General features: G+C 71.0%; 30 protein-coding genes and 1 riboswitch. Of the genes, 9 read left to right on the forward strand and 21 right to left on the reverse strand.

Annotation, left to right across the window (positions count from 1 at the left end; genetic code table 11):
* Positions 1-33: 33 nt before the first annotated feature.
* From ACH41F_RS28685 to ACH41F_RS28695, 3 genes are read right to left on the reverse strand one after another with little or no spacing between them, the layout of a single operon-like run.
* A complete protein-coding gene (locus ACH41F_RS28685; RefSeq protein ID WP_391232600.1) occupies positions 34-414 on the reverse strand; it encodes a hypothetical protein in 381 nt (126 codons plus the stop codon).
* An 11-nt stretch (positions 415-425) separates the two neighbouring features.
* Positions 426-1,124 (reverse strand): SDR family oxidoreductase, encoded by a 699-nt coding sequence (locus ACH41F_RS28690; RefSeq protein ID WP_398838083.1) that lies wholly within the window; start codon positions 1,122-1,124, stop codon positions 426-428.
* 7 nt (positions 1,125-1,131) lie between these two features.
* Positions 1,132-1,671 carry a TIGR00730 family Rossman fold protein gene (locus tag ACH41F_RS28695; protein ID WP_391232603.1) on the reverse strand — a complete coding sequence of 180 codons (540 nt, stop codon included), beginning with the start codon at positions 1,669-1,671 and terminating at the stop codon, positions 1,132-1,134.
* Between the two features lie 155 nt (positions 1,672-1,826).
* Here ACH41F_RS28695 and ACH41F_RS28700 point away from each other — a divergent pair, with 155 nt between their 5' ends.
* Positions 1,827-2,153 carry a DUF427 domain-containing protein gene (locus tag ACH41F_RS28700; protein WP_391232604.1) on the forward strand — a complete coding sequence of 109 codons (327 nt, stop codon included), beginning with the start codon at positions 1,827-1,829 and terminating at the stop codon, positions 2,151-2,153.
* A 58-nt stretch (positions 2,154-2,211) separates the two neighbouring features.
* Here the strand turns inward: ACH41F_RS28700 and mnmA are convergent, their stop codons facing one another.
* A complete protein-coding gene (mnmA, locus tag ACH41F_RS28705; RefSeq protein WP_398838085.1) occupies positions 2,212-3,339 on the reverse strand; it encodes a tRNA 2-thiouridine(34) synthase MnmA in 1,128 nt (375 codons plus the stop codon).
* A 60-nt stretch (positions 3,340-3,399) separates the two neighbouring features.
* Here mnmA and ACH41F_RS28710 point away from each other — a divergent pair, with 60 nt between their 5' ends.
* Positions 3,400-4,065: an N-acetylmuramoyl-L-alanine amidase gene (locus ACH41F_RS28710; protein WP_391232608.1), complete on the forward strand. Its 666-nt coding sequence runs from the start codon at positions 3,400-3,402 to the stop codon at positions 4,063-4,065.
* Between the two features lie 25 nt (positions 4,066-4,090).
* Here ACH41F_RS28710 and ACH41F_RS28715 read toward each other — a convergent pair whose 3' ends face one another.
* The 3 genes from ACH41F_RS28715 to ACH41F_RS28725 are packed head-to-tail and all read right to left on the reverse strand — an operon-like array spanning position 4,091 to position 5,795.
* Complete coding sequence (locus tag ACH41F_RS28715; protein ID WP_398838087.1) at positions 4,091-5,260, reverse strand: cysteine desulfurase family protein; 1,170 nt, start codon at positions 5,258-5,260, stop codon at positions 4,091-4,093.
* 51 nt (positions 5,261-5,311) lie between these two features.
* Positions 5,312-5,587: a DUF4190 domain-containing protein gene (locus ACH41F_RS28720; protein WP_391232610.1), complete on the reverse strand. Its 276-nt coding sequence runs from the start codon at positions 5,585-5,587 to the stop codon at positions 5,312-5,314.
* A gap of 43 nt (positions 5,588-5,630) precedes the next feature.
* Complete coding sequence (locus ACH41F_RS28725) at positions 5,631-5,795, reverse strand: hypothetical protein (protein WP_391232611.1); 165 nt, start codon at positions 5,793-5,795, stop codon at positions 5,631-5,633.
* 146 nt (positions 5,796-5,941) lie between these two features.
* Here ACH41F_RS28725 and ACH41F_RS28730 point away from each other — a divergent pair, with 146 nt between their 5' ends.
* Entirely contained in the window at positions 5,942-6,568 is a 627-nt protein-coding gene (locus ACH41F_RS28730) for a TetR family transcriptional regulator (protein ID WP_391232612.1), read from the forward strand.
* Positions 6,569-6,656: 88 nt separating this feature from the next.
* Here the strand turns inward: ACH41F_RS28730 and ACH41F_RS28735 are convergent, their stop codons facing one another.
* The 12 genes from ACH41F_RS28735 to ACH41F_RS28790 form a co-directional block, all read right to left on the reverse strand.
* Positions 6,657-7,055, reverse strand: a complete 399-nt coding sequence (locus ACH41F_RS28735; protein WP_398838089.1) for a hypothetical protein — start codon at positions 7,053-7,055, stop codon at positions 6,657-6,659.
* Between the two features lie 114 nt (positions 7,056-7,169).
* The gene (locus tag ACH41F_RS28740; protein ID WP_398838091.1) at positions 7,170-8,186 is read right to left on the reverse strand and encodes a helix-turn-helix transcriptional regulator; all 1,017 of its coding nucleotides are present in this window, start codon (positions 8,184-8,186) and stop codon (positions 7,170-7,172) included.
* A gap of 51 nt (positions 8,187-8,237) precedes the next feature.
* Positions 8,238-9,092 (reverse strand): acyl-CoA thioesterase domain-containing protein, encoded by an 855-nt coding sequence (locus ACH41F_RS28745; protein ID WP_391232617.1) that lies wholly within the window; start codon positions 9,090-9,092, stop codon positions 8,238-8,240.
* Positions 9,093-9,177: 85 nt separating this feature from the next.
* Positions 9,178-9,834, reverse strand: coding sequence for a TRIC cation channel family protein (locus ACH41F_RS28750; RefSeq protein ID WP_391232618.1), 657 nt, complete (start codon positions 9,832-9,834; stop codon positions 9,178-9,180).
* A gap of 78 nt (positions 9,835-9,912) precedes the next feature.
* A complete protein-coding gene (locus ACH41F_RS28755) occupies positions 9,913-11,184 on the reverse strand; it encodes an ABC transporter ATP-binding protein (protein WP_398838093.1) in 1,272 nt (423 codons plus the stop codon).
* 11 nt (positions 11,185-11,195) lie between these two features.
* Positions 11,196-12,293 carry an oligopeptide/dipeptide ABC transporter ATP-binding protein gene (locus tag ACH41F_RS28760; RefSeq protein ID WP_391232620.1) on the reverse strand — a complete coding sequence of 366 codons (1,098 nt, stop codon included), beginning with the start codon at positions 12,291-12,293 and terminating at the stop codon, positions 11,196-11,198.
* On the reverse strand, positions 12,290-13,288 hold the full coding sequence (locus ACH41F_RS28765; protein ID WP_391232621.1) for an ABC transporter permease subunit: 999 nt from the start codon (positions 13,286-13,288) through the stop codon (positions 12,290-12,292). The genes ACH41F_RS28760 and ACH41F_RS28765 overlap by 4 nt, the downstream gene beginning before the upstream one ends.
* Before the next feature lie 110 nt (positions 13,289-13,398).
* Positions 13,399-15,198, reverse strand: a complete 1,800-nt coding sequence (locus ACH41F_RS28770) for an ABC transporter substrate-binding protein (protein ID WP_391232623.1) — start codon at positions 15,196-15,198, stop codon at positions 13,399-13,401.
* A 69-nt stretch (positions 15,199-15,267) separates the two neighbouring features.
* Positions 15,268-16,278 (reverse strand): ABC transporter permease subunit, encoded by a 1,011-nt coding sequence (locus ACH41F_RS28775; protein WP_391232625.1) that lies wholly within the window; start codon positions 16,276-16,278, stop codon positions 15,268-15,270.
* A 314-nt stretch (positions 16,279-16,592) separates the two neighbouring features.
* On the reverse strand, positions 16,593-17,390 hold the full coding sequence (locus ACH41F_RS28780; RefSeq protein ID WP_391232627.1) for an enhanced serine sensitivity protein SseB C-terminal domain-containing protein: 798 nt from the start codon (positions 17,388-17,390) through the stop codon (positions 16,593-16,595).
* Between the two features lie 120 nt (positions 17,391-17,510).
* The gene (locus ACH41F_RS28785; RefSeq protein ID WP_398838096.1) at positions 17,511-18,290 is read right to left on the reverse strand and encodes an enhanced serine sensitivity protein SseB; all 780 of its coding nucleotides are present in this window, start codon (positions 18,288-18,290) and stop codon (positions 17,511-17,513) included.
* A gap of 537 nt (positions 18,291-18,827) precedes the next feature.
* Complete coding sequence (locus tag ACH41F_RS28790) at positions 18,828-19,514, reverse strand: AAA family ATPase (protein ID WP_391232629.1); 687 nt, start codon at positions 19,512-19,514, stop codon at positions 18,828-18,830.
* Between the two features lie 222 nt (positions 19,515-19,736).
* Positions 19,737-19,846: riboswitch (glycine riboswitch) on the forward strand.
* Between the two features lie 144 nt (positions 19,847-19,990).
* On the opposite strand from ACH41F_RS28790, the gene gcvT reads away from it, so the two are divergent.
* The 6 genes from gcvT to ACH41F_RS28820 all read left to right on the forward strand — a co-directional run bounded on the left by gcvT (position 19,991) and on the right by ACH41F_RS28820 (position 25,898).
* Complete coding sequence (gcvT, locus tag ACH41F_RS28795) at positions 19,991-21,106, forward strand: glycine cleavage system aminomethyltransferase GcvT (protein WP_398838098.1); 1,116 nt, start codon at positions 19,991-19,993, stop codon at positions 21,104-21,106.
* 114 nt (positions 21,107-21,220) lie between these two features.
* A complete protein-coding gene (gene gcvH / locus ACH41F_RS28800; RefSeq protein WP_391232631.1) occupies positions 21,221-21,598 on the forward strand; it encodes a glycine cleavage system protein GcvH in 378 nt (125 codons plus the stop codon).
* A 15-nt stretch (positions 21,599-21,613) separates the two neighbouring features.
* A complete protein-coding gene (gene glyA / locus ACH41F_RS28805) occupies positions 21,614-22,876 on the forward strand; it encodes a serine hydroxymethyltransferase (RefSeq protein WP_398838100.1) in 1,263 nt (420 codons plus the stop codon).
* A 56-nt stretch (positions 22,877-22,932) separates the two neighbouring features.
* On the forward strand, positions 22,933-24,300 hold the full coding sequence (locus ACH41F_RS28810) for an L-serine ammonia-lyase (protein WP_398838102.1): 1,368 nt from the start codon (positions 22,933-22,935) through the stop codon (positions 24,298-24,300).
* Between the two features lie 427 nt (positions 24,301-24,727).
* On the forward strand, positions 24,728-25,285 hold the full coding sequence (locus ACH41F_RS28815; protein WP_398838103.1) for a glycoside hydrolase family 25 protein: 558 nt from the start codon (positions 24,728-24,730) through the stop codon (positions 25,283-25,285).
* Positions 25,286-25,355: 70 nt separating this feature from the next.
* A complete protein-coding gene (locus ACH41F_RS28820; RefSeq protein WP_391232637.1) occupies positions 25,356-25,898 on the forward strand; it encodes an MOSC domain-containing protein in 543 nt (180 codons plus the stop codon).
* Positions 25,899-25,911: 13 nt separating this feature from the next.
* Here ACH41F_RS28820 and ACH41F_RS28825 read toward each other — a convergent pair whose 3' ends face one another.
* Both ACH41F_RS28825 and ACH41F_RS28830 read right to left on the reverse strand, forming a co-directional pair.
* Positions 25,912-26,595 carry an NAD(P)-binding domain-containing protein gene (locus tag ACH41F_RS28825; RefSeq protein WP_391233008.1) on the reverse strand — a complete coding sequence of 228 codons (684 nt, stop codon included), beginning with the start codon at positions 26,593-26,595 and terminating at the stop codon, positions 25,912-25,914.
* Between the two features lie 148 nt (positions 26,596-26,743).
* Positions 26,744-26,956: an EF-hand domain-containing protein gene (locus tag ACH41F_RS28830; protein ID WP_391232638.1), complete on the reverse strand. Its 213-nt coding sequence runs from the start codon at positions 26,954-26,956 to the stop codon at positions 26,744-26,746.
* Positions 26,957-26,970: the final 14 nt, after the last annotated feature.

Consider the following 26,970-nt stretch of genomic DNA (forward strand, 5'->3'; position numbering starts at 1 on the left):
CGCCAGGACCCGGCCGCCGGAGCGCGCAAGGCCTCACCGCGAGTACGCGCCGTACCGTGTCAGGAAGTCGAGCAGCCGCTCGGGCTCGGCGACCCGGAGGTTGTTGCCGAAGTCCGCCCAGGAGACGTCGGTGCGGCCGTGGTAGCTGCCGCTGCCGATGAACTCGGCGTCGACGTCGAGCAGGGCGATGGTCAGGGAGCCGTGGCAGCGGCAGCGGTCGTCGAGGAAGTCGCCCGCGGTGGTGAGGGTCCGCAGCTCCCCCAGGTCCGCCGGGTCCGTGACCTCACCGAGCACCCGGCGCCCCGCGAGCGGACCGCCGTCGTCCCCGCCCTCCAGGATCAGCGCGGCCTCGGTGCGGTCCCACACCCGCGCCAGCCAGCCCCGTATCTCGTCGCCGCCCGTCACCTCGGGCATCCACGACTGGGTCATCGGCCCGGGCGGACCGTCAGGTCGTTGATCTCCGCGTCGCGGGGCAGGTCCAGCGCGGTCAGGAGGGCCGTCGCGACCGACTCGGGGTCGATCCACTTCGAGGCGTCGTACTCCTTGCCCTCCTGCTGGTGGACCTTGGCCTGCATGGGGCTGGCGGTGCGGCCGGGGTAGACCGAGGTGACGCGGACGCCGTTCGCGTGCTCCTCGTGGCGCAGGGAGTCCGCGAGGGCCTTCAGGCCGTGCTTGGAGGCCGCGTACGCGGACCAGTCGGCGTGGGCGTTCAGTCCGGCGCCCGAGTTCACGAAGACCACGTGGCCGCGCGCCGCGCGGAGTTGGGGCAGGAAGTGGCGGGTCAGCTCGGCGGGTGAGACCAGGTTCACGTTGAGCTGGTGCCGCCAGGACTTCGGGGTGAGGTCGCCGACCGGACCGAGGTCCACCACGCCGGCGATGTGCAGCAGGGAGTCGACCCGGTCGGGCAGCGACTGGTGGGAGAAGGCCCAGGACAGCTTGTCCGGGTCCGCCAGATCGCCGACGAGGGTCTGCGCGCCGGGGAACTGGGCCGCGAGTTCCTTCGCCCGGCCCGCGTCGCGCGCGTGCAGCACGAGGTCGTCCCCGCGCGCGTGGAGGCGGCGGGCGACGGCCGCGCCGATGCCGGAGCCCGCCCCGGTGATCACATGAGTAGCCATGGGCGTCATCGTCGCATCACGCGATGCCCCGGCTCTCCTCCAGATAGGCCAGCGCCCCCACCGGCTCCTCCGCGAAGAACACCAGCTCGGTCAGCGGGCGCGGCAGGAAGCCCTCGTCCTCCATGCGCCGGAACTGCTCCTTCAGGCCGTCGTAGAAGCCCGCGGTGTTGAGCAGGACCACGGGCTTGTCGGTGTGGCCGTGCTTCTTCAGCTCCAGGATCTCCGTGGCCTCGTCGAGCGTGCCGGTGCCGCCCACCATGATCACCACCGCGTCGGACTTCTCCAGCAGGAGCCTCTTGCGCTCGGCGAGGTCCTTGGCGATCACCATCGCGTCGACTCCCGGGCGGACCTTGGCGGACAGGAACTCCACGGAGACGCCGACGAGCCGGCCGCCCGCCTCCTGCACGCCGTCCGCGACGACCTTCATCAGCCCGACGTCCGAGCCGCCCCATACCAGCGTGTGGCCGCCCTTGCCGAGCAGTTCGGCGAACTCCCGCGCGGGGCGGGTGTAGCGCTCGTCGAGGTCGGCGGCCGAGAGGAAGACGCAGATGTTCATGGGCCCACGGTACGGGCCCGGTCGGACATCGCGGTCAGCCGCATCCGAGAAGTCTCCGCGCCCGGCGTCGGCGCTCCCCTGCGGCCTCCCTGGGAAGAACTCGGGCCCGGCGCGCGCTGCACCTTCCACAACGGCTTCACCCGAGGAGGCAGATCGTGACCCAAGGGCACCGCATCACCGTCGAGCGGAGCGCCGAGCACGTGCGCGTGGTGCACGGCGACCATGTCCTCGCGGAGACCGACCGTCCGCTCGTCCTGCGCGAGACGGGCTGTCCGGTGCGCTACTACATCCCCGCCGAGGACGTCCGCCTGGATCTGCTGACCCCGTCCGACACGCACTCGTACTGCCCCTTCAAGGGCACGGCGTCCTACTGGTCGCTGCCGGACGCCCCCGACCTGGTGTGGGCGTACCCGGAGCCGAAGCCGGAGGTGGCCGAGATCAAGGACCACCTGTGCTTCTACGAGGTGGAGGTCACCGGCTAGCGGCGGTCACCGGCCGGGGGCCTGGCACGGCCGGCCCGGCCGGTGGCGGGCGACCGCGTCACGCCGGGGCGCCCGCCGTCGCGCGCGTGGTCGAGGCGATCGTCGCCGAGCCGACCACGCGCGTGCCGTCGTAGAGCACGATCGCCTGGCCGGGGGCGACCCCGCGGACGGGCTGCGTGAACGACACCCTCAGCTCGCCGTCCACCAGTTCCGCACGCACCTCGGTCTCGCCGCCGTGGGCGCGGAGCTGGGCAGTGTAGGTGCCGGGACCGGTCGGGGCGGCGCCGCACCAGCGGGGCTTGATCGCGGTGAGGCCGCTGACGTCGAGGGAGGCGGCCGGGCCGACCGTCACGGTGTTGTTCACCGGGGAGATGTCGAGGACGTAGCGCGGCTTGCCGTCGGCGGCCGGGGTGCCGATCCTGAGCCCCTTGCGCTGGCCGATGGTGAAGCCGTACGCGCCCTCGTGGGTGCCGATCCTTGCGCCGGACTCGTCGACGATGTCGCCCTCCGCCTTGCCCAGGCGGTTCGCCAGGAAGCCCTGGGTGTCGCCGTCGGCGATGAAGCAGATGTCGTGGGAGTCGGGCTTCTTGGCCACCGCCAGGCCCCGGCGCTCGGCCTCCGCGCGGATCTCCTCCTTGGTCGTGACGGTGTCACCGAGCGGGAAGAGCGCGTGCGCGAGCTGCCTGTCGTCGAGGACGCCGAGGACGTACGACTGGTCCTTGGCCATGTCGGAGGCGCGGTGCAGTTCGCGGGTGCCGTCCTCGCGGACGATCACCTGGGCGTAGTGGCCGGTGCAGACCGCGTCGAAGCCGAGCGCGAGGGCCTTGTCGAGCAGCGCGGCGAACTTGATCTTCTCGTTGCAGCGCAGGCACGGGTTGGGGGTGCGGCCGGCCTCGTACTCGGCGACGAAGTCCTCGACCACGTCCTCACGGAAGCGGTCGGCGAGGTCCCACACGTAGAAGGGGATGCCGATGACGTCGGCGGCACGGCGGGCGTCGCGGGAGTCCTCGATGGTGCAACAGCCACGCGCGCCCGTGCGGAAGGACTGCGGGTTCGCCGAGAGGGCGAGGTGGACGCCGGTCACGTCGTGGCCGGCTTCCGCGGCGCGGGCGGCGGCGACGGCGGAGTCCACGCCACCGGACATGGCGGCGAGGACGCGGAGGGGGCGCTGCGTGGAGTTCGTCATAACCCTTCCAGGGTACGGGGGCGCGGGAACCGCGGCCGCCGGATATCCGTTGACGATCGCATGGGGGCGAAAAGGGCATCCGAGGACGGCGACCGGCGCATCGGCCGGCGCGCGCTGATCGTGGGCGGGGCGGCCGCCGCGGTGGGCACCGGTGTGCTGGCCCGCGACGAGCTGGCGCGCCTGTGGTGGCGTACGCCCGGTGTGGACAAGCCCCGCAAGGAGGGCGAGGTCGACTACACCGGCGCGCGCTGGATCGCCGCCTCCGACGCCAACTGGCGGCGCGCGGACCGGCCCGACGACTACGGCATAGACCGGGTGATCGTCCATGTCACCCAGGGCAGCTTCGCCAGCGCGGTCAAGGCCTTCCAGGACCCGGGGCACCGGGCGGCGGCGCACTACATCGTCGGCCGGGACGGCCGGGTCACGCAGATGATCCGCGAGCTGGACGTCGCGTACCACGCGGGCAACCGGGACTACAACGAGCGCAGTGTCGGCATCGAGCACGAGGGGTTCGTGGACCGGCCGGAGGACTTCACCGACGCGATGTACAAGGCCTCGGCGCGTCTGACGGCGCGGATCTGCGCGCGGTACGACATCGCCGTGGACCGCGAGCACCTCATCGGGCACGTGGAGGTGCCGGGGACGGACCACACGGACCCCGGCGAGCACTGGGACTGGGACCGGTACCTGCGCCTGGTGCGCGCGGCACGCGCGAGAACCGCCTGACACCAGGCAGCCCGTCCGCCTTCCGTCAGGTCAGTCCTGCCGCGCGGGCGCGTTCGACCGCCGGGCCGATCGCCCGGGCGACCGCCTCCACGTCGGCCTCGGTGGACGTGTGGCCGAGCGAGAAGCGCAGGGTGCCGCGGGCCAGGTCCGGGTCGGTGCCGGTGGCGAGCAGGACATGGCTGGGCTGGGCGACCCCGGCGGTGCAGGCGGAGCCGGTGGAGCACTCGATGCCCTGGGCGTCGAGGAGCAGCAGGAGGGAGTCGCCCTCGCAGCCGGGGAAGGTGAAGTGGGCGTTGGCGGGGAGCCGGCCCCCGGGCGCGGGGTCGCCGCCGAGGATCGCGTCCGGGACCGCCGTACGGACGGCGTCGACGAGGGCGTCGCGCAGGGCGCCGATCTCCCGGGCGAACCACTCGTGCTGCTCGGCGGCGAGGCGGCCGGCGACGGCGAAGGAGGCGACGGCGGGGACGTCGAGGGTGCCGGAGCGGACATGGCGCTCCTGACCGCCGCCGTGCAGAACGGGGACGGGGGTGTACTCGCGGCCCAGGAGCAGGGCTCCGATGCCGTAGGGGCCGCCGATCTTGTGGCCGGAGACGGTCATCGCGGCGAGCCCGGAGGCGGCGAAGTCGACGGGGACCTGGCCGTACGCCTGGACCGCGTCGGCGTGCAGCGGGATGCCGAACTCCCGTGCCACGTCCGCCAGTTCGCGGACCGGCATGATCGTGCCGATCTCGTTGTTCGCCCACATCACGGTGGCGAGGGCGACGTCGTCGGGGTCGCGGGCGATGGCCTCGCGCAGGGCCTCGGGGTGGACGCGGCCGTGGGCGTCGACCGGGAGGTACTCGACGGTGGCGCCCTCGTGCTCGCCGAGCCAGTGCACGGCGTCGAGGACGGCGTGGTGCTCGACGGGGCTGGCCAGGACGCGGGTGCGGGCCGGGTCGGCGTCGCGGCGGGACCAGTACAGGCCCTTCACCGCGAGGTTGTCGGCCTCGGTGCCGCCGGAGGTGAGGACGACCTCGCTGGGGCGGGCGCCCAGGGACTCGGCGAGGGTCTCCCGGGCCTCCTCGACGGTGCGCCGGGCGCGGCGGCCGGATGCGTGGAGGGAGGAGGCGTTGCCGGTGACGGCCAGCTGTGCGGCGAGTGCCTCGACCGCCTCGGGAAGCATCGGGGTCGTCGCGGCGTGGTCGAGGTAAGCCATGGTGACCCGATTCTACGGGCCCGGCCGGTCGGGTCCGTGTGCGGTCCCGGGCTAGAAGCTCCAGGAGACCGTGCTGTCCATCTGCATGAAGGCGACCAGGACGAGCAGGTCGGCGACGCCGAGTCCGAGGCCGAGGAAGGCACGGCCGCGGCGGGCGGTACCGCGCCACAGGGCCACCGACGCCAGGGCGATGGCGACCGGGCCGAGGAAGACGTTCAGGACGAGGAGGCCGACGAGGCCGAGGATGAAGGAGGCCACGGCCATGCCGTCGGCGTCGCGGGCTCCGGTGCGCCGGCCGGCCTGGGTGGCCTGGGCGGTGAGCTGCATGGTGATCAGTCCCCTGGGGTCGATGGGTCGGGCGGGCCGGAGGTCAGCGGGTCGACGCGTGGCGGCGGGAGTTCCGCTCGCGGAGCGCGAAGATGCCGAGCCAGGCGGCGATCACGGTTGCGGCGACGGCGGTGAAGGCGAACGGCGCGTGGGCGACGGTGCCCAGGACGGCGCCGAAGAGCAGGAGTGCGGCGACGAGGAACAGCATGGGATGAGATCCCCCTCCGAGATGTTTGCGTGGGTGCTTCTCGTGACAAGTCGGTGAACAGTTGTAGTAACAGTTGTTCACCGAGTACCCAGTCTAGCGCTCCCGACGACTTCTCAATTCCAGAGAACAGTTGTTTACTGCATGGTATGAGTCACACCCTCGGCATCCGGCAGGCCCAGAAGCTCAAGACCCGACAGGCGCTCCTCGACGCCGCGTTGGGGTTGCTGGAGGAGCAGAGCCTGAGCAGTCTGGGCCTGCGCGAGGTCACGCGCGCCGTCGGCGTCGCGCCGACCGCCTTCTACCGGCACTTCCGGTCCACCGCCGACCTCGGCGTCGCCCTCGTCGAGGAGGCGCTGGGCAGCCTGCACCCGATGATCCGCACCACGGTCACGGTGGCCGACACCGCCGGCGAACGCATCGACCGCGCCGTCGAGTTGATCTCCCACCACGTCCGCACGCACCCCGCCCACGTCCGCTTCATCGCCCGGGAGCGGCACGGCGGCGTCCAGCCGGTGCGGGAGGCCATCCGCGGCCAACTGGCCCGGTTCGCCGAGGAGGTGAAGGAGGAACTCGCCAAGGACCCGGAGTCCGAGGGCTGGAGCGACGACGACCTGCTGATGCTGGCGCATCTCTACGTCGACCAGATGCTCATCACCGCCTCCCTGTTCCTGGAGGCACTGGAGGCCCCGGAGGAGGAGCGGGAACGGGTCACGCAGGTCGCCACCCGCCAGATGCGCCTCATCAGCATCGGACGGGAACACTGGCGGGACTGACCGGCCGGCGGCGACCCCTGCGGCCCCACGCCGAGGGACGGCGCCCCCGTTCACCGGGAGGGCCGTCCCTGTCGTACGACGTGAGGCGTCAGCCCTCGGTCGCCTCCGAGGTCGCCGCCTGGCTCGGGGCGCCGCTGGGTGCCCCGCTCGGCACTCCACCGCCCCCGCCGCCGGGCCCACCACAGCCGCCGCCCATGCCACCACCGGGACCGCCCTGCCCGCCGCCGGGTGCTCCGCTCGGCATGCCCGAGGGGGCACCGGAGGGCTGGGCGGTGCCGTTCGCCGTGGGAGCGCCGGACGGGGCGCCGGACGGGGCCCCGGACGGCATCCCCGACGGGTTGCCGCTGGGCGCGCCGGAGGCACAGGCCCGCTGACCGGAGTTGCCGCTGTTCGAGGAGGACGACGAGTCGCCCGAGCCGCAGGCCACCAGGGCGAGGGGCGAGAGCGCCAGCAGGGCCACCGCGGGGACGAGACGCACACGCTTCATGAGAGACAACTCCAGGAACGATGAGGGAGTCTTGAGTGCTGGAACTCAACCAACGCGGCTTAGGGCTCCCTTGAGGACGCGCTGTCCCCTGCCTGTGCGCCGGGCAAAGGCCGCCTAAAGCACCCCGCCTGACCTGCCGTTCTCCCCCGCGCCGCCTCCTGGTCGCTGGTACAGGTCCGTGACAGAGGCGGCCGCCCGGGCCAGTTCCGCGCGCACCTCGGGCGGGTCGAGCACCTCGATCCGGTCGGAGAACTGCAGCAGTTGACGGGTCTCGCCGAGCACGCCGTACGACAGCCGGACCGTCACCCAGTCGTCGTGCACCTCGTCCTCGTCCTCGTCCTCGGGGAGTTCGGCGAGATAAGGGGCGTTGAGGCGCAGGAAGAGGTCGAGGCGGTCGCGCCGGACGCGTACGACGACGTCGATCCCGCCGGGGCGTTCCTCGACCTCGCGGCGCAAGACCTCCCAGACGTCGGCGAGTTCGACGCCCTGCCGCCGTCGCACGGGCTCGTCGAGGACGGTCGCCGTACGCACCCGGTCCGCGCGGAACAGCCGTGGCCTCCCCCGCCGGTCGGCGACCAGGTACCAGACACCCGCCTTGGAGACGAGACCGTACGGGTCGACGGTGTACGTCCGCGGTTCGCGCCGCCCGCTGTGCAGGTAGCGCAACCGCAGCCGGCGGTCGGCGAAGACGGCGTCCTGGAGCGCCGCCAGGTCGACGGCCGGCCGGGGTCCGCCCTTCCAGCGGGTGGCGTCGACCAGGATCCGGCGGGAGGCCACCTCGGCGGCGGGGCGGTGCGGGGCCGGAAGGGCGGCCATCACCTTGCGCAGGGCCGAGCCGAGGGCCGCGTCCAGGCCGAGCGCGGCGTGCGCGCCCTGCGCCGCCAGGATGAACAGGGCGCGGGACTCGTCCGCCGTCAGTCCGGTGACGTCCGTGCGGAAGCCCGCGAGGAGTTCGATGCCGCCGTGCCGCCCACGCTCGGCCCAGACGGGGACGCCCGAGGCGGAGAGCGCCTCGATGTCCCGGTAGATCGTGCGGACGGACACGTCGAGGCGGTCCGCGAGTTCGCGCGCCGGGACACGGCCGCGGGTCTGGAGGAGCAGCAGGATCGACAGCAGACGGTCGGACTTCACCCCACCAGGATCCCTGCCGCGGGGCGGCGTCCGTGCCGGGGCGGGCGCCGCTCAGCCGAGCCGGGCGCGGGCGAGCTGACGGGACTGGGCCACCAGACGGTCCGCGCTGTCCCAGACCTCGGCGTCCTCCTCCAGGAACCCGTGGGCGAGGTTGCGGGTGGTGATGGAGACGCGCAGGGGGCCCGGGGCGGGACGGCAGCGGACGTGGACCGTCAGCTCGACCGTGGGCACCCAGCCCTTCAGGCCGATCTCGAAGGCGGTGGGCGGCAGCGCGTCCACCGCGAGCAGCAGCGAGAACGGGTCCGGGTCGCGGCCGTCGGCCAGACCGAACCAGGCGCGCATCTCACCCTTGCCGGAGGGGGCGCCGAGAGCCCAGCCGAGCGTGCTCGGGTCGAGCTTGAGCATCAGGCGGTCGGCGATGGCGGAGCTGCCGTCGACGGGGGCCGGCCCGTCCTCGGGGCCGAAGCACTGGTCCATGGGCGGGATCGCGGGCGGCGTCGCCGTCGTACGGACGTCGTCGGGCAGGGCGTCCAGGTCGCCGTACGACGCCAGGACCCGGATGCGCTCGATCTCGTTGCCCTGCTCGTCGTACTGGAAGAGCGAGGCCTGGCCGGTGGAGAGGGTGCGGCCGGTGCGGGCGACGTCGGTGCGGACGACCGCGGGGCCCGGCTGGGACGCCGTCAGGTAGTGCGCGGAGATCGTGAACGGGTCGTGGTGCGGCAGGGCGTCGGCGAGGGCGCGGCCCAGCACGGCCAGAAGGTAGCCGCCGTTGACGGCACTGATGATCGTCCAGCCGGCGGACAGGTCGATGTCGTAGACGCCGGGTGCGCGGCGGGTGAGTGCGGTGTCCCGGTCGAACTCGCTGTCGCCGATCGTGGCCTGCGTGGCGGTAGCTGCTTCTGGCATGGCTGAACGCTACAACAAATGACTACTAAGCGGTAGCTTTTCTCGGCGGATCAGACGGAGCCGGTAGAACAGACGGAGGCCGTCCTCACTCCTCGCTCACGGTCGACCGCCGGTTCCAGGCCCGCGGCGCTCGCCAGTGGTACCGCATCGCCAGCAACCGCAGGACGAAGGCGGTGACGACCGCCACTCCGCTGGTGACCGGGTTGAGGGCGTCGTAGCGGATGCAGAGCACGACCAGGGTGGCGCCGACCATCGCCGGGACCGCGTACAGGTCGCGGTCCCAGCGCAGCAGTGACGGCACCTCGTTGGCGAGCACGTCCCGGAGCACACCCCCGCCGACCGCGGTGGCCAGTCCGAGGGTGGCCGACTGGGTGAGTCCGAGCCCGTAGTCGTACGCCTTCGTCGTGCCCGTGACGCAGAAGAGGCCGAGGCCCGCCGCGTCGAAGACGTTCACGCCGAGCTGGATGCGCTCCACCTGCGGGTGGAGGAAGAAGACCAGGGCGGCGGCGAGCAGCGGGGTGATGAAGTACCCGAGATCGGTGAAGGCGGCGGGCGGGACGGCGCCGATGATCAGGTCGCGGAACAGTCCACCGCCCAGGGCCGTGACCTCGGCGAGGACGGCGATGCCGAAGACGTCGAAGTTCTTGCGGACGGCCAGCAGCGCGCCGGAGATGGCGAAGACGAAGATGCCGACGAGATCGAGCGTGTGCTGGACGGAAGGGGTGAACAGGTTCTGGAGCACCCGTACATTCTCACCCAGCAGCGAGCCCCCGCCTTGCAAATGAAGGCGGGGGCTCGCTGACAGGGCCTACTGAAGGACCTACTTCTCCTTCGACGGAGCCTCGGGCTCGTCGGTGACCGCGGCACTCTCAGCCGCGTCGGGAGCCTCGGGCGCCTCGGGAGCCTCGGGCGCCTCGGACGACGGCTCCGCGGCCCCGACCTCCGCCGCCACCGCGGCCGACGTCTCCGCCGACTCCGCGAGCACCTCGTCCGCGACCAGCTCGGCCGCCTCCTTGGCGACCGTCAGCAGGACGGTGTCCTGCGGCGCCTGGTCCTCGAAGTTCTCCGGGTGGTGGCAGGCCACCTGCTGACCGGGCTTGAGCTCGGTGAGCTTCGGCTCGGTCGTCGTGCAGATCTGCGTCGCCTTCCAGCACCGGGTGTGGAAGCGGCAGCCGCTCGGCGGGGAGATCGGCGAGGGCACGTCGCCCTTGAGCAGGATGCGCTCGCTCTTGGCGTTCTTGCGCCGCGGGTCCGGGATCGGCACCGCCGACATGAGCGCCTTGGTGTACGGGTGCATCGGCGCCTTGTACAGCGACTCGCGGTCGGCCAGCTCCACGATCTTGCCGAGGTACATCACCGCGATCCGGTCCGAGACGTGCCGCACCACCGAGAGGTCGTGCGCGATGATCACGTACGTCAGACCGAGTTCCTGCTGGAGGTCGTCCAGCAGGTTCACGACCTGGGCCTGGATCGACACGTCGAGCGCGGAGACCGGCTCGTCGGCCACGACCAGCTTCGGGTTCAGGGCCAGCGCGCGGGCGATGCCGATGCGCTGGCGCTGACCGCCGGAGAACTCGTGCGGGTAGCGGTTGTAGTGCTCGGGGTTGAGACCGACCACCGACAGCAGCCGCTGGACCTCGGCCTTGATGCCGCCCTCGGGCGTGACGCCCTGGAGCTTGAAGGGGGCGCCGACGATCGTGCCGATGGTGTGGCGCGGGTTCAGCGACGAGTACGGGTCCTGGAAGATCATCTGCACGTCGCGGCGCAGCGGACGCATGCCGCTGACCCCGAGGTGCGTGATGTCCTGGCCCTCGAACTCGACCGTGCCGGCCGTCGGCTCCAGCAGGCGGGTGATCAGCCGGCCCATCGTCGACTTGCCGCAGCCGGACTCGCCCACGACACCGAGCGTCTCGCCGGACTTGACCTCGAAGTCGATGCCGTCGACCGCGCGCACCGCGCCGACCTGGCGCTGGAGCAGGCCCTTCCTGATCGGGAAGTGCTTCTGGAGCCCGGTCACCTTGAGCAGGGTCTCGCCGGGGGCGGCACCGCTCTTGGTGATCACCGTGCCTTCGCTCGGCGCAGGGATGCTCACTTTGTCCTCGCTCACAGCTTCGGCGCAATCTCTTCGGTCCAGATACGCTCCCGCTGCTCCTGGGTCATGTGGCAGGCGGCCCAGTGCTGGCTGCCGACCTCGGTCAGGTCGGGGCGGACCGTGCGGGTGACGTTGTCCTTGGGGACGTCCGCGTACGGGCAGCGCGGGTTGAAGGCGCAGCCCGACGGGATGTTGATCAGCGAGGGCGGGGAGCCCTTCACCGGGATGAGGCGCTCCTGCTGGTCGCGGTCGAGGCGCGGCATCGAACCGAGCAGACCCCAGGTGTAGGGGTGGCGCGGCTCGTAGAACACCTTCTCCGCCGGACCGCGCTCGACACAGCGTCCGCCGTACATCACCAGGATGTCGTCGGCCAGCTCGGCGACGACGCCCAGGTCGTGGGTGATGACGATGACCGCGGAGCCGAACTCCTTCTGCAGATCCCGGATGAGGTCGAGGATCTGCGCCTGGACGGTCACGTCCAGGGCGGTCGTCGGCTCGTCCGCGATGAGCAGTTCGGGGTTGTTGACCAGCGACATCGCGATCATCGCGCGCTGGCGCATACCGCCGGAGAACTCGTGCGGGTAGCTGTCCACCCGCTTGTCCGGCTGCGGGATGCCGACCCGGTCGAGCATCTCCACCGCGCGGCGCTTGGCGGTCTTCTTGTCCACGTTGTGGTGGATGCGGTACGCCTCCACGATCTGCTGCCCGATCGTGTAGTACGGGTGCAGCGCGGACAGCGGGTCCTGGAAGATCATCGCCATCTCGCGGCCACGCAGCTTGCGCACGTGGTCGGGGTCGGCGGAGAGCAGCTCGGTGCCGTCCAGCCAGATCTCGCCGGAGATCTGCGCCTTGCGCTTGCCGTACTGGCCGGCGGTGTGCAGGCCCATGATGCCGAGCGAGGTCACCGACTTGCCGGAGCCGGACTCGCCCACGATGCCGAGGGTCTTGCCCTTCTCCAGCTGGAAGCTGAGCCCGTCCACGGACTTGACCAGACCGTCGTCGGTCGGGAAGTGCACCTTCAGGTCGCGCACTTCCAGGAACGCGGTCGGCGCGGGCGAGGCGGGGGTGGGCTCGCCCACGGCCGCTCCGCTCTTGCTGAGTTCGGTCATGCGAGCCTCACTCGGGGGTCGATCACGGCGTACAGGACGTCCACCACGAGGTTGGCGATCAGCACGGCGACGGAGGTGATCAGGGTGACGCCCAGGATGATGGGCAGGTCCTGGTTCTTGATGCCGTTCAGCACGGCCTGGCCGAGGCCGGGGAGGCTGAACGTGGTCTCGGTCAGGATCGCGCCGCCGATGAGGGCGCCGAGGTCCATGCCGAGCATGGTCAGGATGGGGGTCATCGTCGAGCGCATGGCGTGCTTGCTGATGACGACCCGTTCCGTCAGGCCCTTGGCACGGGCCGTACGGATGTAGTCCTCACCGAGGATCTCCAGCATGGTGGCGCGGGTGATCCGGGCGTACATCGCGGCGTAGAGGAACGCCAGGGTGATCCAGGGCAGGATCATGCCGCCGAGCCAGCCGGTGAAGCTGTCCTCGAGGGGCACGTACTGGCCGTCGATCCAGCCCAGACCGTAGGAGAAGATCGCGAGGCTCAGCAGGCCGGTGAAGTAGATCGGGAGCGAGACACCCGACAGGGCCACGACCATCGCGCTGCGGTCCCACAGGCTGCCCCGCTTGAGCGCGGAGAGCACACCGGCGGCGACACCAAGGATCAGCCACAGCACGGCGGCACCGAGCGCGAGACCCAGGGTCACCGGGAAGCGGTCGGTCAGCACCGGCCAGACGGCCTGCTCGCTGCGGAAGGAGTAGCCGAAGCACGGCGCGGAGCAGTGCACGGTGTCGCCACCGCCCACGTAGGTGCGGCCCGCGAAGATGCCCTTGAAGAACTCCCAGACCTGGGCGTAGATCGGGTCGCCCAGACCCAGCTTCTGCCGCACGCCCTCGACGGCGGCGGGGTCGGCCTGCTTGCCCACGAAGCTCAGGGCGACGTCGACGCCCGCCCACTTGGGGACGAGGAAGAAGATGCCGAAGACCACCATGATGATGACCACGAGCATCACTGCGGCGGCGAACAGCCGCCTGATGAGGTAAGCGAGCACAGCTCTCGGCCCGCCGCGGACCGCGGGCCACCGGAGGTCGTCCGGTGGCCCGCGATCACGCGTCGCCGGCCTTCACCTGCCTTTCGTGCCGTTCGGCGGGTGTGCCGGGGTTACTTCGAGGACTTCAGGCCGAGGTTGACGAAGTCGTACATGCCGCTGTAGTTGTCCGACGTGTAGACGTTCGCCAGACGGTCACCGCGCCAGTTCACGAACTTCTCGAAGACGAAGGGCAGGTAGTAACCGCCCTCCATCACCGCGTGGTTGATGTCCTTCGCGATGGCCAGCTTGCCCGCGTCGTCCTGCGTCTTGACGTAGGTGTCGAACAGCCCGTTGATCTTCTTGTCGTCGATCATCGCGAAGTTGTTGTTGCCGCTCTCCAGGATGTAGCTGCCGTCCCACAGCGGGAGACCGAAGCCCTGGACGGACGGGAAGTCGGCGCCCCAGCCCATGATGATGATGCCGTAGCCCTTCTTCTTCACGTTCGAGGGGCTACCGATGATGCCGGAGGTCTGCGAGCCGTCGTACTGGTCGATGTCGACGGTGATGCCGACCTTCTTCAGCGAGGCCTGGAGGGACTCGGCCGTGGCGACCTCGACCGGCTTGTTGTTGCGCACCGCGATGGTGGTCTTGAAGCCGTTCGGCTTGCCGCAGGCCTTCAGCTCTTCCTTGGCCTTGGTGACGTTGCCGTTCTTGTTGGCACCGGCGAGCTCGTACGGGTCGTACTTCTGGCCCTCGGAACCGGGGACGGTCGGGGGCAGCATGTTGGTGCCGATGTCACCACCGGCGACCGGGCCACCGCGCGCGGTCTGCAGCGAGACGTGGTCGGCGCCGTAGATCACGGCCTTGCGGCAGTGCTCGTTGTCGAACGGCTTCACCGTCTGCGGGAAGACCGCGTACCGGATGTAGCCGGAGACCGGGTTGTCCAGGTTGGCCTTGTGCTCCTGCAGGGCGGTGGTGCGGCCCTGCGGCGACAGACCGGTCTGGTTGATGTCCAGGTCGTAGTCACCGGCGAGCAGACGGGCGTCCAGGTCGTTGGCGTTCGAGAAGAACTTGACCGAGATCTTGTCCGGGTAGGCCTTGCGGATCGGGTCCGAGGCCTGGTTCCACTTGTCGTTGCGGACCAGGACCAGGTCCTTGCCCGGGCTGTACGACTGGAACTTGTACGGGCCGGAGGAGAACGGCTTCAGGCCGTACTTGGACTTGGTGTCCTTGTCCTGGCGGACCGGGGAGGCCGAGACCAGGGCGAGGATCTCCTCGAAGTCCGCGTTGGCCGCGGGCAGCTTGAAGACGATCGTCTTGTCGTCCGGCGTCTCGATGGCCTTCAGGCCGAGCTTGTCCGCGGACTTGTCCTTGTACGGGCCCTTGTACTCGCCCTTGGGGTCGAGGACGTCCTTGAGGTAGACCGGGCCGCCGGACAGCACGTCCTGCGCCCAGACGCGCTCGATGCCGTACTTGATGTCCTTGGACGTGATCGGCTTGCCGTCCTCCCACGTGATGCCGTCACGCAGGGTGTACGTGTAGGTCTTGCCGTCGTCCGTGACCTTGGCGAGGCCGGTGGCCAGGTCCGGGGAGAGCTTCGTGCCCTCTTCGCCCGGCGCCGGGGCGCCCGTGACGAGCTGGCGGCTGTAGTAGCGCGCGAAGTTCCACATGAAGCCGTAGTAGCCACGCGTGGTGTCCCACGAGTCGGCGTCCTGGGCACCGGCGAACTTCAGCTCGCCGCCCTTCTTGGCCAGCGAGGCCTGGGCGACCTTGTTGTTCGCGGCGTTGAAGCCGGCCGCGCCCGTCGCCGAGCCCTTTTCACCGCCGTCGTCGTCGCCGCCGCCGCACGCCGCCGTGGTCAGCAGCGCGGCGACCGCGGCGACAGCGGCAAATGCCTGCTTGCGCCGCCCTGAGGTGCGTTGGGTAGTCACGATCTCGGATCCTCCGAATTTGATGAGAGACCCCGTGTCAGTGCCACGGGACGCTTTGGGTACGGCAGTTCAGCGGGAACCCTTCGGGTCCAGCGCGTCCCGCACGCCGTCGCCGAAGAGGTTGAAGGCAAGAACGGTGATGAAGATCGCTACACCGGGCACCACCATGTACGTGGGGTCCGACTTGTAGTAGTCGATCGCGTTCGAGAGCATCTGCCCCCAGGAGGCCGTGGGGGGCTTGACGCCCACGCCCAGGAAGCTGAGCGCCGCCTCGGTGAGGATGTTGGTGGGGATCATCATCGTCGTGTAGACGATGATCGGCGCGACCAGGTTGGGCAGCAGTTCCTTGAACAGGATGTAGAGCCGCCCGGCGCCGAGCGAGCGGGCCGCCTCGACGTATTCACGCTCCCGGAGCGAGAGCGTCTGGCCGCGCACCACGCGTCCGATGTAGGGCCAGCCGAAGAAGCCGATGACCAGGATCATCACGAACAGGCGGACGCCCGTGCCGGTGAGGCCCAGCATCTCGTTCGGCATGACGGAGACCAGGGCGATGATGAAGAGCAGCTGCGGGAAGGCCAGCAGGCCGTCCATCACGCGGCTGACGGCCGAGTCGATCCAGCCGCCGAAGAAGCCGGCCAGGATGCCGAGGACCGTACCGATGACCACGGCGACGATCGCGGACAGGAAGCCGACGAGCAGGGAGATCCGGGCGCCGTAGACGACGCGCGCGAAGATGTCGCGGCCGTTGACCGGCTCGACACCCAGCCAGTGGTCGCCGCTGATGCCGCCGAAGGATCCCTTGGGGGTGCCGAAGAGCGGGTCGATCAGGTCGGCGTCGTGGTAGGTGTTCGGGTCCTGCCCGTACAGGTTCGTGATCACCGGCGCGAGCAGCGCGACCGCGATCAGGAACAGCACGACGATTCCGCCCGTGAGGGCAAGCTTGTCCCGCTTCAGGCGCTCCCAGGCGATCCGCCCCAGGGAACGTCCCTGTACGGCCTTCGCGTCGGCGCTCACAACCGCCGCTTCTTCGGCCGCGCTCGGGGCCGCTTCCGCGGTCGGCTCGTGCAATGGTGCCGTCATCTGGCAGGGGCCCCTCTCAACCGGCGGTAGCCGGCCCTCACTTGCCGCTGTAGCGGCGTGATCAGTCCGTCGTACACAGGGGCGAACCCACCCCTGCTGCGGGAGTCTTCAACGCTTTGGTGATCTGTTGCCAGACTTGGCGGGGAAAGGATGCGTAAACGTGATGCGGGCTGGGGGGTTCCGTTATCCGGACGGCGGGTAACGGCCGCCGGACGGGGATCAGTTGGGACATTCGGTGCCGCATAGGTACCTTCTGCCCACATCTACGCGCGCAGATACACTCCCGTAACAGAAGAGCCTGTGGCCGGTCGGGCTCAGTAGCCGCCGGGCGCCGGAGGGTAGCCGTACCCCGCCGCAGGGGCCTGGGCGGGGGCCGCGGCGTGGGCCTCACGGTCGTAGAAGGGGCGGGCGCTCGCGCGCATCCACATCGCGATCGGGTCGTACTCGTCGGACATGGCGACGGTCGACACCGGCAGCCCGTCCGGGACCGCGCCGATCGACTGCTGCATCATCGCGCGCACCGAGTCCACGGCGGCCGGGCTGGTGTCGTAGACGTCCAGGCCGATGGCGAGGTACGGCGCCCCGAGCGCGGGCTGCACCCAGGCGCGGCGCAGCGAGCGGACCGCCGGGGTGCGGTGGGCGTTGTGCGCGATCAGGGCGTAGAACTGCGGGATCTCGATGCCGGGCTCCGAGAGCCGGAGCGGGCCGGCGGGCTGGCGCTCCAGACCGGTGGCGATCCGGCGCAGGTCGAGCCAGGGGATGCCGACACCGCCGCCGGGGGCGTGCGGGTTGAGCCAGAGGCCGAAGTGGTCGGGGTAGAGGGTGCGGGCCACGTCGACCCCGTCGACGACCTCGTAGGAGCGGTTCCAGCCGCTGGCGCTGAGCTCCTGGGCGGAGGTGACACAGGGGGCGTAGCCGTAGCCGTCGACCTCCATGTTCCCGTACTGGGCGTCCGGCGACCCCGACTGGCCGTGCCACAGGAGCATCCAGACCTGGCCGGAGGAAGGGGCCGCGAGGGCACGGAGGAGTGCCTCGTAGGCGTCGTAGCGCCCGGGCGTCACCTGGCGCAGCATGTGCTCGACCGTGCCGGTCGCGGTGCCGGTGCCGCTCACGTCGTCCGCCCCTTCGGGAAATCTGCGTATTCGGAAACAGCTTAAGCGTTGGGAGCCCGGGGCTTGCGTGGTCTGCGGGGTGCGGGTCGTGGCGGGCCTGTCGGACGGTTTCCCGTGCCCTCAGGAGGTCGCGAAGCCCTGGGGGTAGAACGGGCGTACCTTTTCGCGCATCCAGTGGCCCACCGGGTCGTCCGCCACGTCCAGCAGGACCAGGTTCACCGGCCACGGCACCGGTGTGCGGCCCAGGGCCCGGCCGAGGGCGTCCATCGGGAGGGTACGCAAGTCGCCCTCCCACCGGGAGAGCTCGACGCCCACGAACATCACGGGGTCGGCCGTCTCGATCGCGGCGAGGCAGCGGCGGGCCGTCAGGACCACGCCGGTCGCGGCGAACTCGGCGGAGGCGGCGGCGAGGAAGTCGACCGGGTCGTCCTTCCAGTCGGGCTCGTACAGCTTGACGCGGCCACCGGTGTTGGGGCCGTCCAGCGGGGTGCGGCCGATGCGGCACAGCTCGGCGACGGCGGCGGGCGGCAGCGGGACGCCGACCACGCCGTCCGGGTTCACGGCGATGCCGACCTGCGGGGGCAGGCCGCGAGCGAACTCCACGGCGGGCGCGACGGTGTACGCCATGTGCCCGCCGGCGACCTGCCGGAACTGTTCCTCGGAGCTGAAGACGGGGACGAACGCCTGGCCGCCGATCTCCATGGTGGGCAGGTCCAGGGGGCCGCTGTGCGGGCCGCCGCCGTTGGGCAGCGGGACCCAGACGAAGCTGCGGCCGAGGACCTCGATGATCCGGCCGCCCGCCCCGGGTATGCCGAGGGAGGCCGAGAGGACCTCCTCCAGCTCGTTGCCGGGCCAACCGCCGCCGTGCGGATGGGGGTGTGCCTGTGCCGGGAATGCCATCTGTCCGTCCGCCTGCCGAGAACCGCCGCCTGGGGCCTGCCTGTGGCTGAAAAGGCTAGCGGGTGCCCCGACCGCCGACGCCCGTCCGTACCCGCGAAGCGGCTGAGGCGCCGGACCGCGGGTGCTTGGCCGTGCTCCTCAGCCCGTGAAGCCGGTGCGGCGCCGGGCCGCGGGTGCCTGGCCGTGCCCGGCCGCGGACCTCAGGCTGTGAAGCCGGTGCGGCGCAGGACCGCGGGTGCCTGGCCGTGCCCGGCCGCGGACCACCTCAGCCTGTGAAGCCGGTGCAGAGCCGGATTGCCGGTGCCCGGGCCGTGGTCCCCGCGGTCCGATGGGACGCCGGACCGCCGGTGCCCGCCCCCGGCCCCCATGACCCTCAGCCCGTGGAGCCGATCCGACGCCGGACCGCCAGTGACCGGCCGTGGCCCTCAGCCCCGCTGGAGCCGAAGCGGCGCCAGACCCGCCGGTGCCCGACCGCGGCCTCAGCGCGCCCGCTGGAGCCTAAGCGGCGCCGGACCCTCCCGTGTCCGCCCGCGCTCCTCAGCCCGTGAAGCCGATGCGGCGCAGGGTGTTTGCCGCGTCCCGGTCGAGGAGGAGGGCGGAGCCGACGCCCGGGGGCAGGTCGCCCTCGGCCACGGAGCGGATCAGACGGGCGGCGGCCGTGCGGTGGCGCAGGAAGGCGTACGTCGAGACACCCCGGCCGCGCTCGCGCTGGCCGGCCAGGGCGGTGTCCGGGGTGACGTCGAGGAGCAGCAGGTGCAGGGTGCCGCCGCGGCGCCGGGCCGCGCGGGCCAGCCAGCCGCGCACCCAGGACTGCGTGCCGCAGTCGTGCACCACGACCCCCTCACCGGAGCGCAGGGCGCGGTACAGGCCGAGGTAGTGGGCGGCCCGGACGAGCGGGCGGTAGACGGCGTACGGCAGGAAGCGGGGCATCCGCTCGTCCCAGCGGTCGCGGGTGTCCTGGGAGTCGACGCGCAGGCCCTTGACGGTCCGCTTCATCAGGGTGGACTTGCCGCTGCCGGGCAGTCCGGTGATCACGACGAGGTCGGCCGGGGCGAAGAGCAGGGCGTGCGGGCTGTGTCCGGCGCGCTCACGCAGGTCGCGGACGACCGGCCGCGGTGCGCACGTCTCCCGGGCCGTCTCGCGGAGCGTCTCCGGGAGCGGGGCGGCCGGCTGCGCGGGCAGCGCGACGGCCGAGGTGGCGGCGTACGCAGAGGTCCTGTTCACCGTGATCGTCCTCCCCTGGAGTGGGTCACGAGTTCCCCTCCCCGTCGAGTGTAAAGAGAAGGTAATCCGCGACGCCTCCTGTTTCCGTCCGCTTCTCGCTACAGGCCTGCTACAGGGTGCCTTTCGTGTCCGTGGAGCCCGAGCGGCCCCCGCGGGGAGCCACCCCTGCCGCCCCGGACGGATGCGTGCAATGATGTCCGCGCCAACTGCATACCGGCCGTTTGAATCCGCGCGGGAGAGTTCCGGGCCGTACGTCCTCGTACGAGTGCCCGGGCGCCGAAGGAGCAAGTCCCTCCCTTGAATCTCTCAGGCCCCGTTACCGCGCGGGCGAGGCACATCTGAAAAGCGAGCCGCCCTCCGGCGGTTCCACCCAAGGTGCAAGTCATGTCCCCTACGGTCATGGCGAACCTCTCAGGTTCCGATGACAGATGGGGAGGAACGACCTCGCCTGTCATGCCTTGGGAGACAACCGTCCGATGAGCACTGAACCCCGCCTGACCGCGCTCGATGCCCTGCATCGCTCGCTCGGCGCGACGATGACCGACTTCGCCGGCTGGGACATGCCCCTGCGCTACGGCTCCGAGCGCGACGAGCACAACGCCGTGCGCACGAAGGCCGGCCTCTTCGACCTCTCGCACATGGGCGAGATCACGGTGACCGGCCCGCAGGCGGCCGCGCTGCTGAACTACGCCCTGGTCGGCAACATCGCCTCCGTCGGTGTCGGCCGCGCCCGCTACACCATGATCTGCCGCGAGGACGGCGGCATCCTGGACGACCTCATCATCTACCGGCTCGACGAGACCGAGTACATGGTCGTCGCCAACGCCTCCAACGCCCAGGTCGTCCTGGACGCGCTGGTCGAGCGTGCGGCCGGGTTCGACGCCGAGGTCCGCGACGACCGGGACGCGTACGCGCTGATCGCGGTCCAGGGCCCGGAGTCCCCCGGCATCGTGAAGTCCCTCACCGACGCCGACCTCGACGGCCTGAAGTACTACGCCGGCCTGCCCGGCACCGTCGCGGGCGTCCCGGCCCTGATCGCGCGCACCGGCTACACCGGCGAGGACGGCTTCGAGCTGTTCGTGAAGCCCGAGCACGCCGTGGAGCTGTGGCAGGCCCTGACCAAGGCGGGCGAGGGCGCCGGCCTGGTGCCCTGCGGGCTGTCCTGCCGGGACACCCTGCGCCTGGAGGCGGGCATGCCGCTGTACGGGCACGAGCTGACCACGTCCCTGACCCCCTTCGACGCCGGGCTCGGACGCGTGGTGAAGTTCGAGAAGGAGGGCGACTTCGTGGGGCGGGAAGCCCTGCGGGAGGCCGCCTCCCGAGCGGAGAGCAACGCTCCGCGCGTCCTCGTCGGCCTGGTCGCCGAGGGCCGCCGCGTCCCGCGTGCCGGGTACGCCGTGGTCGCGGACGGCGAGGTGATCGGCGAGGTCACCTCCGGCGCCCCCTCCCCGACGCTGGGCAAGCCGATCGCGATGGCCTACGTCGACGCCCCGCACGCCGCGCCGGGCACCCCCGGGGTCGGCGTGGACATCCGGGGCGTGCACGAGCCCTACGAGGTCGTGGCTCTCCCGTTCTACAAGCGCCAGAAGTAGACACTGGGCGCACGGGCACGCTCCCGCGTGACCCTGCGCACATTCGCGCTGCTCACGCGCGTTTTCCGCACTCCCCGGCATTCACCATCACCCGCGTACAGGAGAATTCAGGCCATGAGCAACCCCCAGCAGCTGCGGTACAGCAAGGAGCACGAGTGGCTGTCGGGCGCCGAGGACGGCGTCTCGACGGTCGGCATCACGGAGCACGCGGCCAACGCGCTCGGCGACGTCGTCTTCGTCCAGCTCCCGGAGGTCGGTGACTCGGTGTCCGCGGGCGAGACCTGCGGCGAGCTGGAGTCGACCAAGTCGGTCTCCGACCTGTACTCCCCCGTCTCCGGTGAGGTCACCGAGGTCAACGAGGACGTCGTCAACGACCCGTCGCTGGTGAACTCCGCCCCCTTCGAGGGCGGCTGGCTGTTCAAGGTACGCGTCACGGAGGAGCCGGCCGACCTGCTCTCCGCCGACGAGTACACCGCCTTTTCCGCCGGCTGAGGAGTCGTACACCTGATGTCCGCACTGAACACGCCCCTGCACGAGCTCGACCCGGAGATCGCCGCGGCGGTCGACGCCGAGCTGAACCGTCAGCAGTCCACGCTCGAGATGATCGCCTCGGAGAACTTCGCTCCGCTCGCGGTCATGGAGGCCCAGGGCTCGGTCCTGACCAACAAGTACGCCGAGGGCTACCCGGGCCGTCGCTACTACGGCGGCTGTGAGCACGTCGACGTCGCCGAGCAGATCGCCATCGACCGGATCAAGGAGCTGTTCGGCGCCGAGTACGCCAACGTCCAGCCCCACTCCGGTGCCTCCGCCAACCAGGCCGCCCTGTTCGCGCTGGCCCAGCCCGGCGACACCATCCTCGGCCTGGACCTGGCCCACGGCGGCCACCTCACGCACGGCATGCGGCTGAACTTCTCCGGCAAGCAGTTCAACGTGGTCGCCTACCACGTGGACGACGCCGGCCTGGTCGACATGGCCGAGGTCGAGCGGCTCGCCAAGGAGCACCGCCCGAAGGTGATCATCGCGGGCTGGTCGGCGTACCCCCGCCAGCTGGACTTCGCGGAGTTCCGGCGGATCGCCGACGAGGTCGAGGCGTACCTGTGGGTCGACATGGCGCACTTCGCCGGTCTGGTCGCGGCGGGGCTGCACCCGAACCCGGTGGAGCACGCGGACGTCGTCACCTCCACGACCCACAAGACCCTCGGCGGCCCGCGCGGCGGGATCATCCTGGCGCGGAAGGAGTTCGCGAAGAAGCTGAACTCCTCGGTCTTCCCGGGCTTCCAGGGCGGTCCGCTGGAGCACGTGATCGCGGCCAAGGCGGTCTCCTTCAAGGTCGCCGCGAGCGAGGAGTTCAAGGAGCGCCAGCGGCGTACTGTGGAAGGGGCGCGGATCCTCGCCGAGCGGCTGACGGCCGAGGACGCCCGTGCGGCCGGGGTGAACGTCCTGTCCGGCGGCACCGACGTGCACCTGATCCTGGTGGACCTGCGCGAGTCCGAGCTGGACGGCCAGCAGGCCGAGGACCGTCTCCACGAGGTCGGCATCACGGTCAACCGCAACGCCGTCCCGAACGACCCGCGTCCGCCGATGGTCACCTCGGGCCTGCGGATCGGCACGCCCGCCCTCGCCACCCGCGGCTTCACGGCCGAGGACTTCGCCGAGGTCGCGGACGTGATCGCGTCGGCACTGAAGCCGTCGTACGACGTCGAGGCTCTCAAGGCGCGGGTGACGGCCCTGGCCGACAAGCACCCGCTGTACCCCGGCCTGAACAAGTAGTTCCCCGGTGGGGGCACCCGACGACGTGTGCCCCCACCCCCTAGCAAGGAGTTCCCGTGGCCATCTCGGTCTTCGACCTGTTCTCGATCGGCATCGGGCCGTCGAGCTCGCACACGGTCGGCCCGATGCGTGCGGCCCGCATCTTCGCCCGCCGACTGCGCAACGAGGGCCTGCTGCCCGCCGTCGCCTCGGTCCGCTCGGAGCTCTACGGCTCCCTGGGCGCGACCGGTCATGGCCACGGCACCCCGAAGGCGGTGCTGCTGGGACTCGAGGGAGCCTCCCCCCGCACGGTCGACGTGGAGGGGGCGGACGACCGGGTCGCGGCGATCAAGGACGCGGGACTGCTGAACCTGCTCGGTGAGCACGAGATCCCGTTCTCCTTCGACGACGACCTGGTCCTGCACCGCCGCAAGGCCCTGCCGTACCACGCCAACGGCATGACGCTGTGGGCGTACGACGCGGCCGGCGCCGAGCTGCTGTCGAAGACGTACTACTCGGTCGGCGGCGGCTTCGTCGTCGACGAGGACGCGGTCGGCGAGGACCGGATCAAGCTGGACGACACGGTCCTGAAGTACCCCTTCCGCACGGGCGACGAGCTGCTGCGTCTGACGAAGGAGACGGGCCTGTCGATCTCCGCGCTGATGCTGGAGAACGAGCGCGCCTGGCGCACCGAGGACGAGATCCGCGCCGGTCTGCTGGAGATCTGGCAGGTCATGCGGGCCTGCGTCTCGCGGGGCATGTCACGCGAGGGCATCCTGCCGGGCGGCCTGCGGGTCAAGCGCCGCGCCGCCGTCACGGCCCGCCAACTGCGCGCGGAGGGCGACCCGTTGGCGCACGCGATGGAGTGGATCACGCTCTACGCGATGGCGGTGAACGAGGAGAACGCGGCGGGCGGCCGGGTCGTGACCGCCCCGACGAACGGCGCGGCGGGCATCATCCCGGCGGTCCTGCACTACTACATCAACTTCGTGCCCGGCGCCGACGAGGACGGCGTGGTCCGCTTCCTGCTGGCCGCCGGCGCGATCGGCATGCTCTTCAAGGAGAACGCCTCCATCTCCGGCGCCGAGGTCGGCTGCCAGGGCGAGGTGGGCTCGGCCTGCTCGATGGCGGCGGGCGCGCTGGCCGAGGTCCTCGGCGGCTCCCCCGAGCAGGTGGAGAACGCGGCCGAGATCGGCATGGAGCACAACCTGGGCCTGACGTGCGACCCCGTCGGCGGGCTCGTGCAGATCCCCTGCATCGAGCGCAACGGCATGGCCGCGGTGAAGGCGGTCACGGCGGCCCGGATGGCGATGCGCGGGGACGGCTCGCACAAGGTGTCCCTCGACAAGGTCATCAAGACCATGAAGGAGACCGGCGCCGACATGTCGGTGAAGTACAAGGAGACCGCGCGCGGCGGGCTCGCGGTGAACATCATCGAGTGCTGAGCGGCACCGCGTTCACCGCCTCACCAGCGTGACCAGCAGGGCCACCACGGACCGCGCGTCCTCGCCCTCAGCGACTTCGCCCGTGTCGTCGGCGCCGAGGCGCTCTCGGACCGCGTGGTCCGGGTCCGGCCGCGCTCGCGTCCCGCCGGGGCGCCGCGGGGACCGAGCCGCGCACCCTCCGCCCGGCGGGCGGACGCCTAGGGCGTGTTGTGAAAGTGGCCTCGTCGCCCGGAGGGCGGCCGCGCGGCGTTCGGTGCGTGCTCTCGGCGTGCCGCCCGGAAGCCCTCGTACTGGGCGTACTCGGGCTTTCGGGCGGTGCGGCGAGAGTGCGTGCCGGGCGTCGCGCGGCAGAGGCCACTTTCACAACAGGCCCTAGGGTATGGGTGCTGCAACTCCTGTCCCCCCAACGGCACTTCAGGGAGTCCCCATGCTGCGCGGCATCGACGTGAGCTCCTACCAGCCCTCCTCCTACGACACCGACGGCCTCTCCTTCGTCTTCATCAAGGCGACGGAGGGCCGCACCTACACGAACCCCAGGCTGGCGGCCCAGACGAAGACGGCCCGTGACGCCGGTCTGGTCGTCGGCTTCTACCACTTCCTGTGGCCGGGCAACCTCACCGCCCAGGCGGAGTACTTCGTGGCCAAGGCCCCTGAGCGGGCGGGCGACATCCTCGCCGTCGACTGGGAGACGACCGGGGAGGGGACCCACGCGAGCAACGCCGAGAAGGACAGCTTCATACGCAAGGTGAAGGCGCTGCGCCCGCACCACCGGGTCCTGCTCTACTGCAACCGCAACTACTGGCTGGACATCGACAGGACGTCCTACGCCGGGGACGGTCTGTGGATCGCCGACTACGTGACGGCGGGCAAGCCCCGCATCAAGGCGACGTGGCGCTTCCACCAGTACACGGACGACCCGGTGGACAAGGACGTGGCCGACTTCGCGAGCCGGGCCGCGCTGCGCGAATGGGCCGGGGCGAGCTGACCTCGCCCTCCTCGCCGTAAGCTCCGACCTGCGGCGCAGCAGCGGCCGCGTCGCAGAGGGGAGCTTCGTCATGGGTGGGTCGGTCGCCGCGGTCAGCAGCAGTGGGACGTACTCGTTCACCAAGCCGAACCGGGAGAGCATCACCCTGCTCGCCGGCCTCGGGGTGGAGGGGGACATCCACGCCGGGCAGACGGTGAAGCATCGGTTCCGGATGCGGAAGGACCCTTCGCAGCCGAATCTGCGGCAGGTGCACCTCATCCACGAGGAGTTGTTCGAGGAGGTGCGTCAGGCCGGGTTCGAGGTCGGCGCCGGTGAGCTCGGGGAGAACGTCACCACGCGCGGGATCGATCTGCTGGGGCTGCCCGCCGGGACGCGGCTGCGCCTCGGCGAGCGGGCCGTGGTCGAGGTGACCGGGCTGCGGAACCCGTGCGCGCAGATCGACGGCTTCCGGAAGGGGCTGATGAAGCAGGTGGTCGGGCGGGACGCCGACGGCACGCCACGGTTCAGGTCCGGGATCATGAGCGTCGTCGTCGAGGGCGGTGTCGTGCGGCCCGGGGACGCCGTCGAGGTCGAGCTGCCCGACGGGCCGCACGTGCCCTTGGAGATCGTCTGACCTCGGGCGGGTCTCAGGCGCGGAACTCCGGTGTGCGCTCGGGGCTCGCCTGCGCCAGCGCCTTCGTGACCGCCTCGACGCCTTCCCGCAGCCCGTACACCGGCGTGTTCGGCTGCTGGCGCCAGGACTCGTCGAGGCCGCCCGCGTCGACCGTGTCGAAGCCGAGTTCGTCGATCAGGGCGCGGACCTTCGCCTTGGCGGGCTCGTCGTCGCCCGCGACCGGGAGCGCCTGGCGGTCGGGGGCACCGGCCGGGCGGTGCCGGTCCAGGATGTCCTGGGCGTAGGTGCCGTTGAAGGCCTTGATCACGGGGTGGCCGAGCCGGCGTTCGGTCCAGCGGCTCTCCGTCACCCCGTCGTCCTCGATCTCGTCGATCCGGCCGTCCCGCGTCGGGTAGTAGTTGCCGGTGTCGATCACCGCCACGCCCTCGGCCGCACCGTCGAGCACCCCCTTGGGCAGGTCCGGGATCGCCTTCAGCGGGATCGTGACGACGACCACCTCGGCGCCCCGCGCCGCCTCCTCGACCGGTACGGGCGTCGCGCCCGTCTCCTGTGCCAGGTCGGTGAGGGTGTGCGGGCCGCGCGAGTTGGCCACGTTCACCTCGTGCCCGAGTGCGGTGAGCCGCCGCGTGAGGTTGCCGCCGATGTTTCCCGCGCCGATGATGCCGATCTTCATGACAGGCCCTTCAGGTCGATGCATGTGCATACGTCTGAGGGTCACAACCGGGGCAGACCGACGGATATTCCGGTCCGCGGGTCCTGAACCTCGCCGGACCCCGCGCGGCACCCCTCCGGCGCGACGAAGGGGGCGCCCCGGCCGAGACCCGGGCGCCCCCTTTCCGCGTGCGTCACTTGCTGAGGTACGCCCAGAACTCCTCGAAGGACAGGACCTTGTCGCCGTTCAGGTCACGGGTCTTGATGATGACCTCGGCGACCGAGTCGGTCACGTTCCAGTCGCCGGCCTGGGCCAGGGCGGTCTTGAACTCGGCAGCGGTGATGAACCCGTCACCGTCCGTATCGATCCGCTCGAACTCCTTGCGCGCTTCCTCGATGTTCGCCACCGGTCCGCCCCTTT

Origin of the sequence: Streptomyces sp. NPDC020489, from assembly GCF_044386545.1 — a bacterium.
Lineage (GTDB): Bacteria > Actinomycetota > Actinomycetes > Streptomycetales > Streptomycetaceae > Streptomyces.

What these genes read in the sequence shown, in the direction of transcription:
- ACH41F_RS28685 (WP_391232600.1), bottom strand. Translation starts at nt 414, where the DNA reads ATGCCCGAGGTGACGGGCGGCGACGAGATACGGGGCTGGCTGGCGCGG.
- ACH41F_RS28690 (WP_398838083.1), bottom strand. Translation starts at nt 1,124, where the DNA reads ATGACGCCCATGGCTACTCATGTGATCACCGGGGCGGGCTCCGGCATC.
- ACH41F_RS28695 (WP_391232603.1), bottom strand. Translation starts at nt 1,671, where the DNA reads ATGAACATCTGCGTCTTCCTCTCGGCCGCCGACCTCGACGAGCGCTAC.
- mnmA (WP_398838085.1), bottom strand. Translation starts at nt 3,339, where the DNA reads ATGACGAACTCCACGCAGCGCCCCCTCCGCGTCCTCGCCGCCATGTCC.
- ACH41F_RS28710 (WP_391232608.1), top strand. Translation starts at nt 3,400, where the DNA reads ATGGGGGCGAAAAGGGCATCCGAGGACGGCGACCGGCGCATCGGCCGG.
- ACH41F_RS28715 (WP_398838087.1), bottom strand. Translation starts at nt 5,260, where the DNA reads ATGGCTTACCTCGACCACGCCGCGACGACCCCGATGCTTCCCGAGGCG.
- ACH41F_RS28720 (WP_391232610.1), bottom strand. Translation starts at nt 5,587, where the DNA reads ATGCAGCTCACCGCCCAGGCCACCCAGGCCGGCCGGCGCACCGGAGCC.
- ACH41F_RS28725 (WP_391232611.1), bottom strand. Translation starts at nt 5,795, where the DNA reads ATGCTGTTCCTCGTCGCCGCACTCCTGCTCTTCGGCGCCGTCCTGGGC.
- ACH41F_RS28730 (WP_391232612.1), top strand. Translation starts at nt 5,942, where the DNA reads ATGAGTCACACCCTCGGCATCCGGCAGGCCCAGAAGCTCAAGACCCGA.
- ACH41F_RS28735 (WP_398838089.1), bottom strand. Translation starts at nt 7,055, where the DNA reads ATGAAGCGTGTGCGTCTCGTCCCCGCGGTGGCCCTGCTGGCGCTCTCG.
- ACH41F_RS28745 (WP_391232617.1), bottom strand. Translation starts at nt 9,092, where the DNA reads ATGCCAGAAGCAGCTACCGCCACGCAGGCCACGATCGGCGACAGCGAG.
- ACH41F_RS28760 (WP_391232620.1), bottom strand. Translation starts at nt 12,293, where the DNA reads ATGACCGAACTCAGCAAGAGCGGAGCGGCCGTGGGCGAGCCCACCCCC.
- ACH41F_RS28775 (WP_391232625.1), bottom strand. Translation starts at nt 16,278, where the DNA reads ATGACGGCACCATTGCACGAGCCGACCGCGGAAGCGGCCCCGAGCGCG.
- ACH41F_RS28785 (WP_398838096.1), bottom strand. Translation starts at nt 18,290, where the DNA reads ATGGCATTCCCGGCACAGGCACACCCCCATCCGCACGGCGGCGGTTGG.
- gcvT (WP_398838098.1), top strand. Translation starts at nt 19,991, where the DNA reads ATGAGCACTGAACCCCGCCTGACCGCGCTCGATGCCCTGCATCGCTCG.
- gcvH (WP_391232631.1), top strand. Translation starts at nt 21,221, where the DNA reads ATGAGCAACCCCCAGCAGCTGCGGTACAGCAAGGAGCACGAGTGGCTG.
- glyA (WP_398838100.1), top strand. Translation starts at nt 21,614, where the DNA reads ATGTCCGCACTGAACACGCCCCTGCACGAGCTCGACCCGGAGATCGCC.
- ACH41F_RS28815 (WP_398838103.1), top strand. Translation starts at nt 24,728, where the DNA reads ATGCTGCGCGGCATCGACGTGAGCTCCTACCAGCCCTCCTCCTACGAC.
- ACH41F_RS28820 (WP_391232637.1), top strand. Translation starts at nt 25,356, where the DNA reads ATGGGTGGGTCGGTCGCCGCGGTCAGCAGCAGTGGGACGTACTCGTTC.
- ACH41F_RS28825 (WP_391233008.1), bottom strand. Translation starts at nt 26,595, where the DNA reads ATGCATCGACCTGAAGGGCCTGTCATGAAGATCGGCATCATCGGCGCG.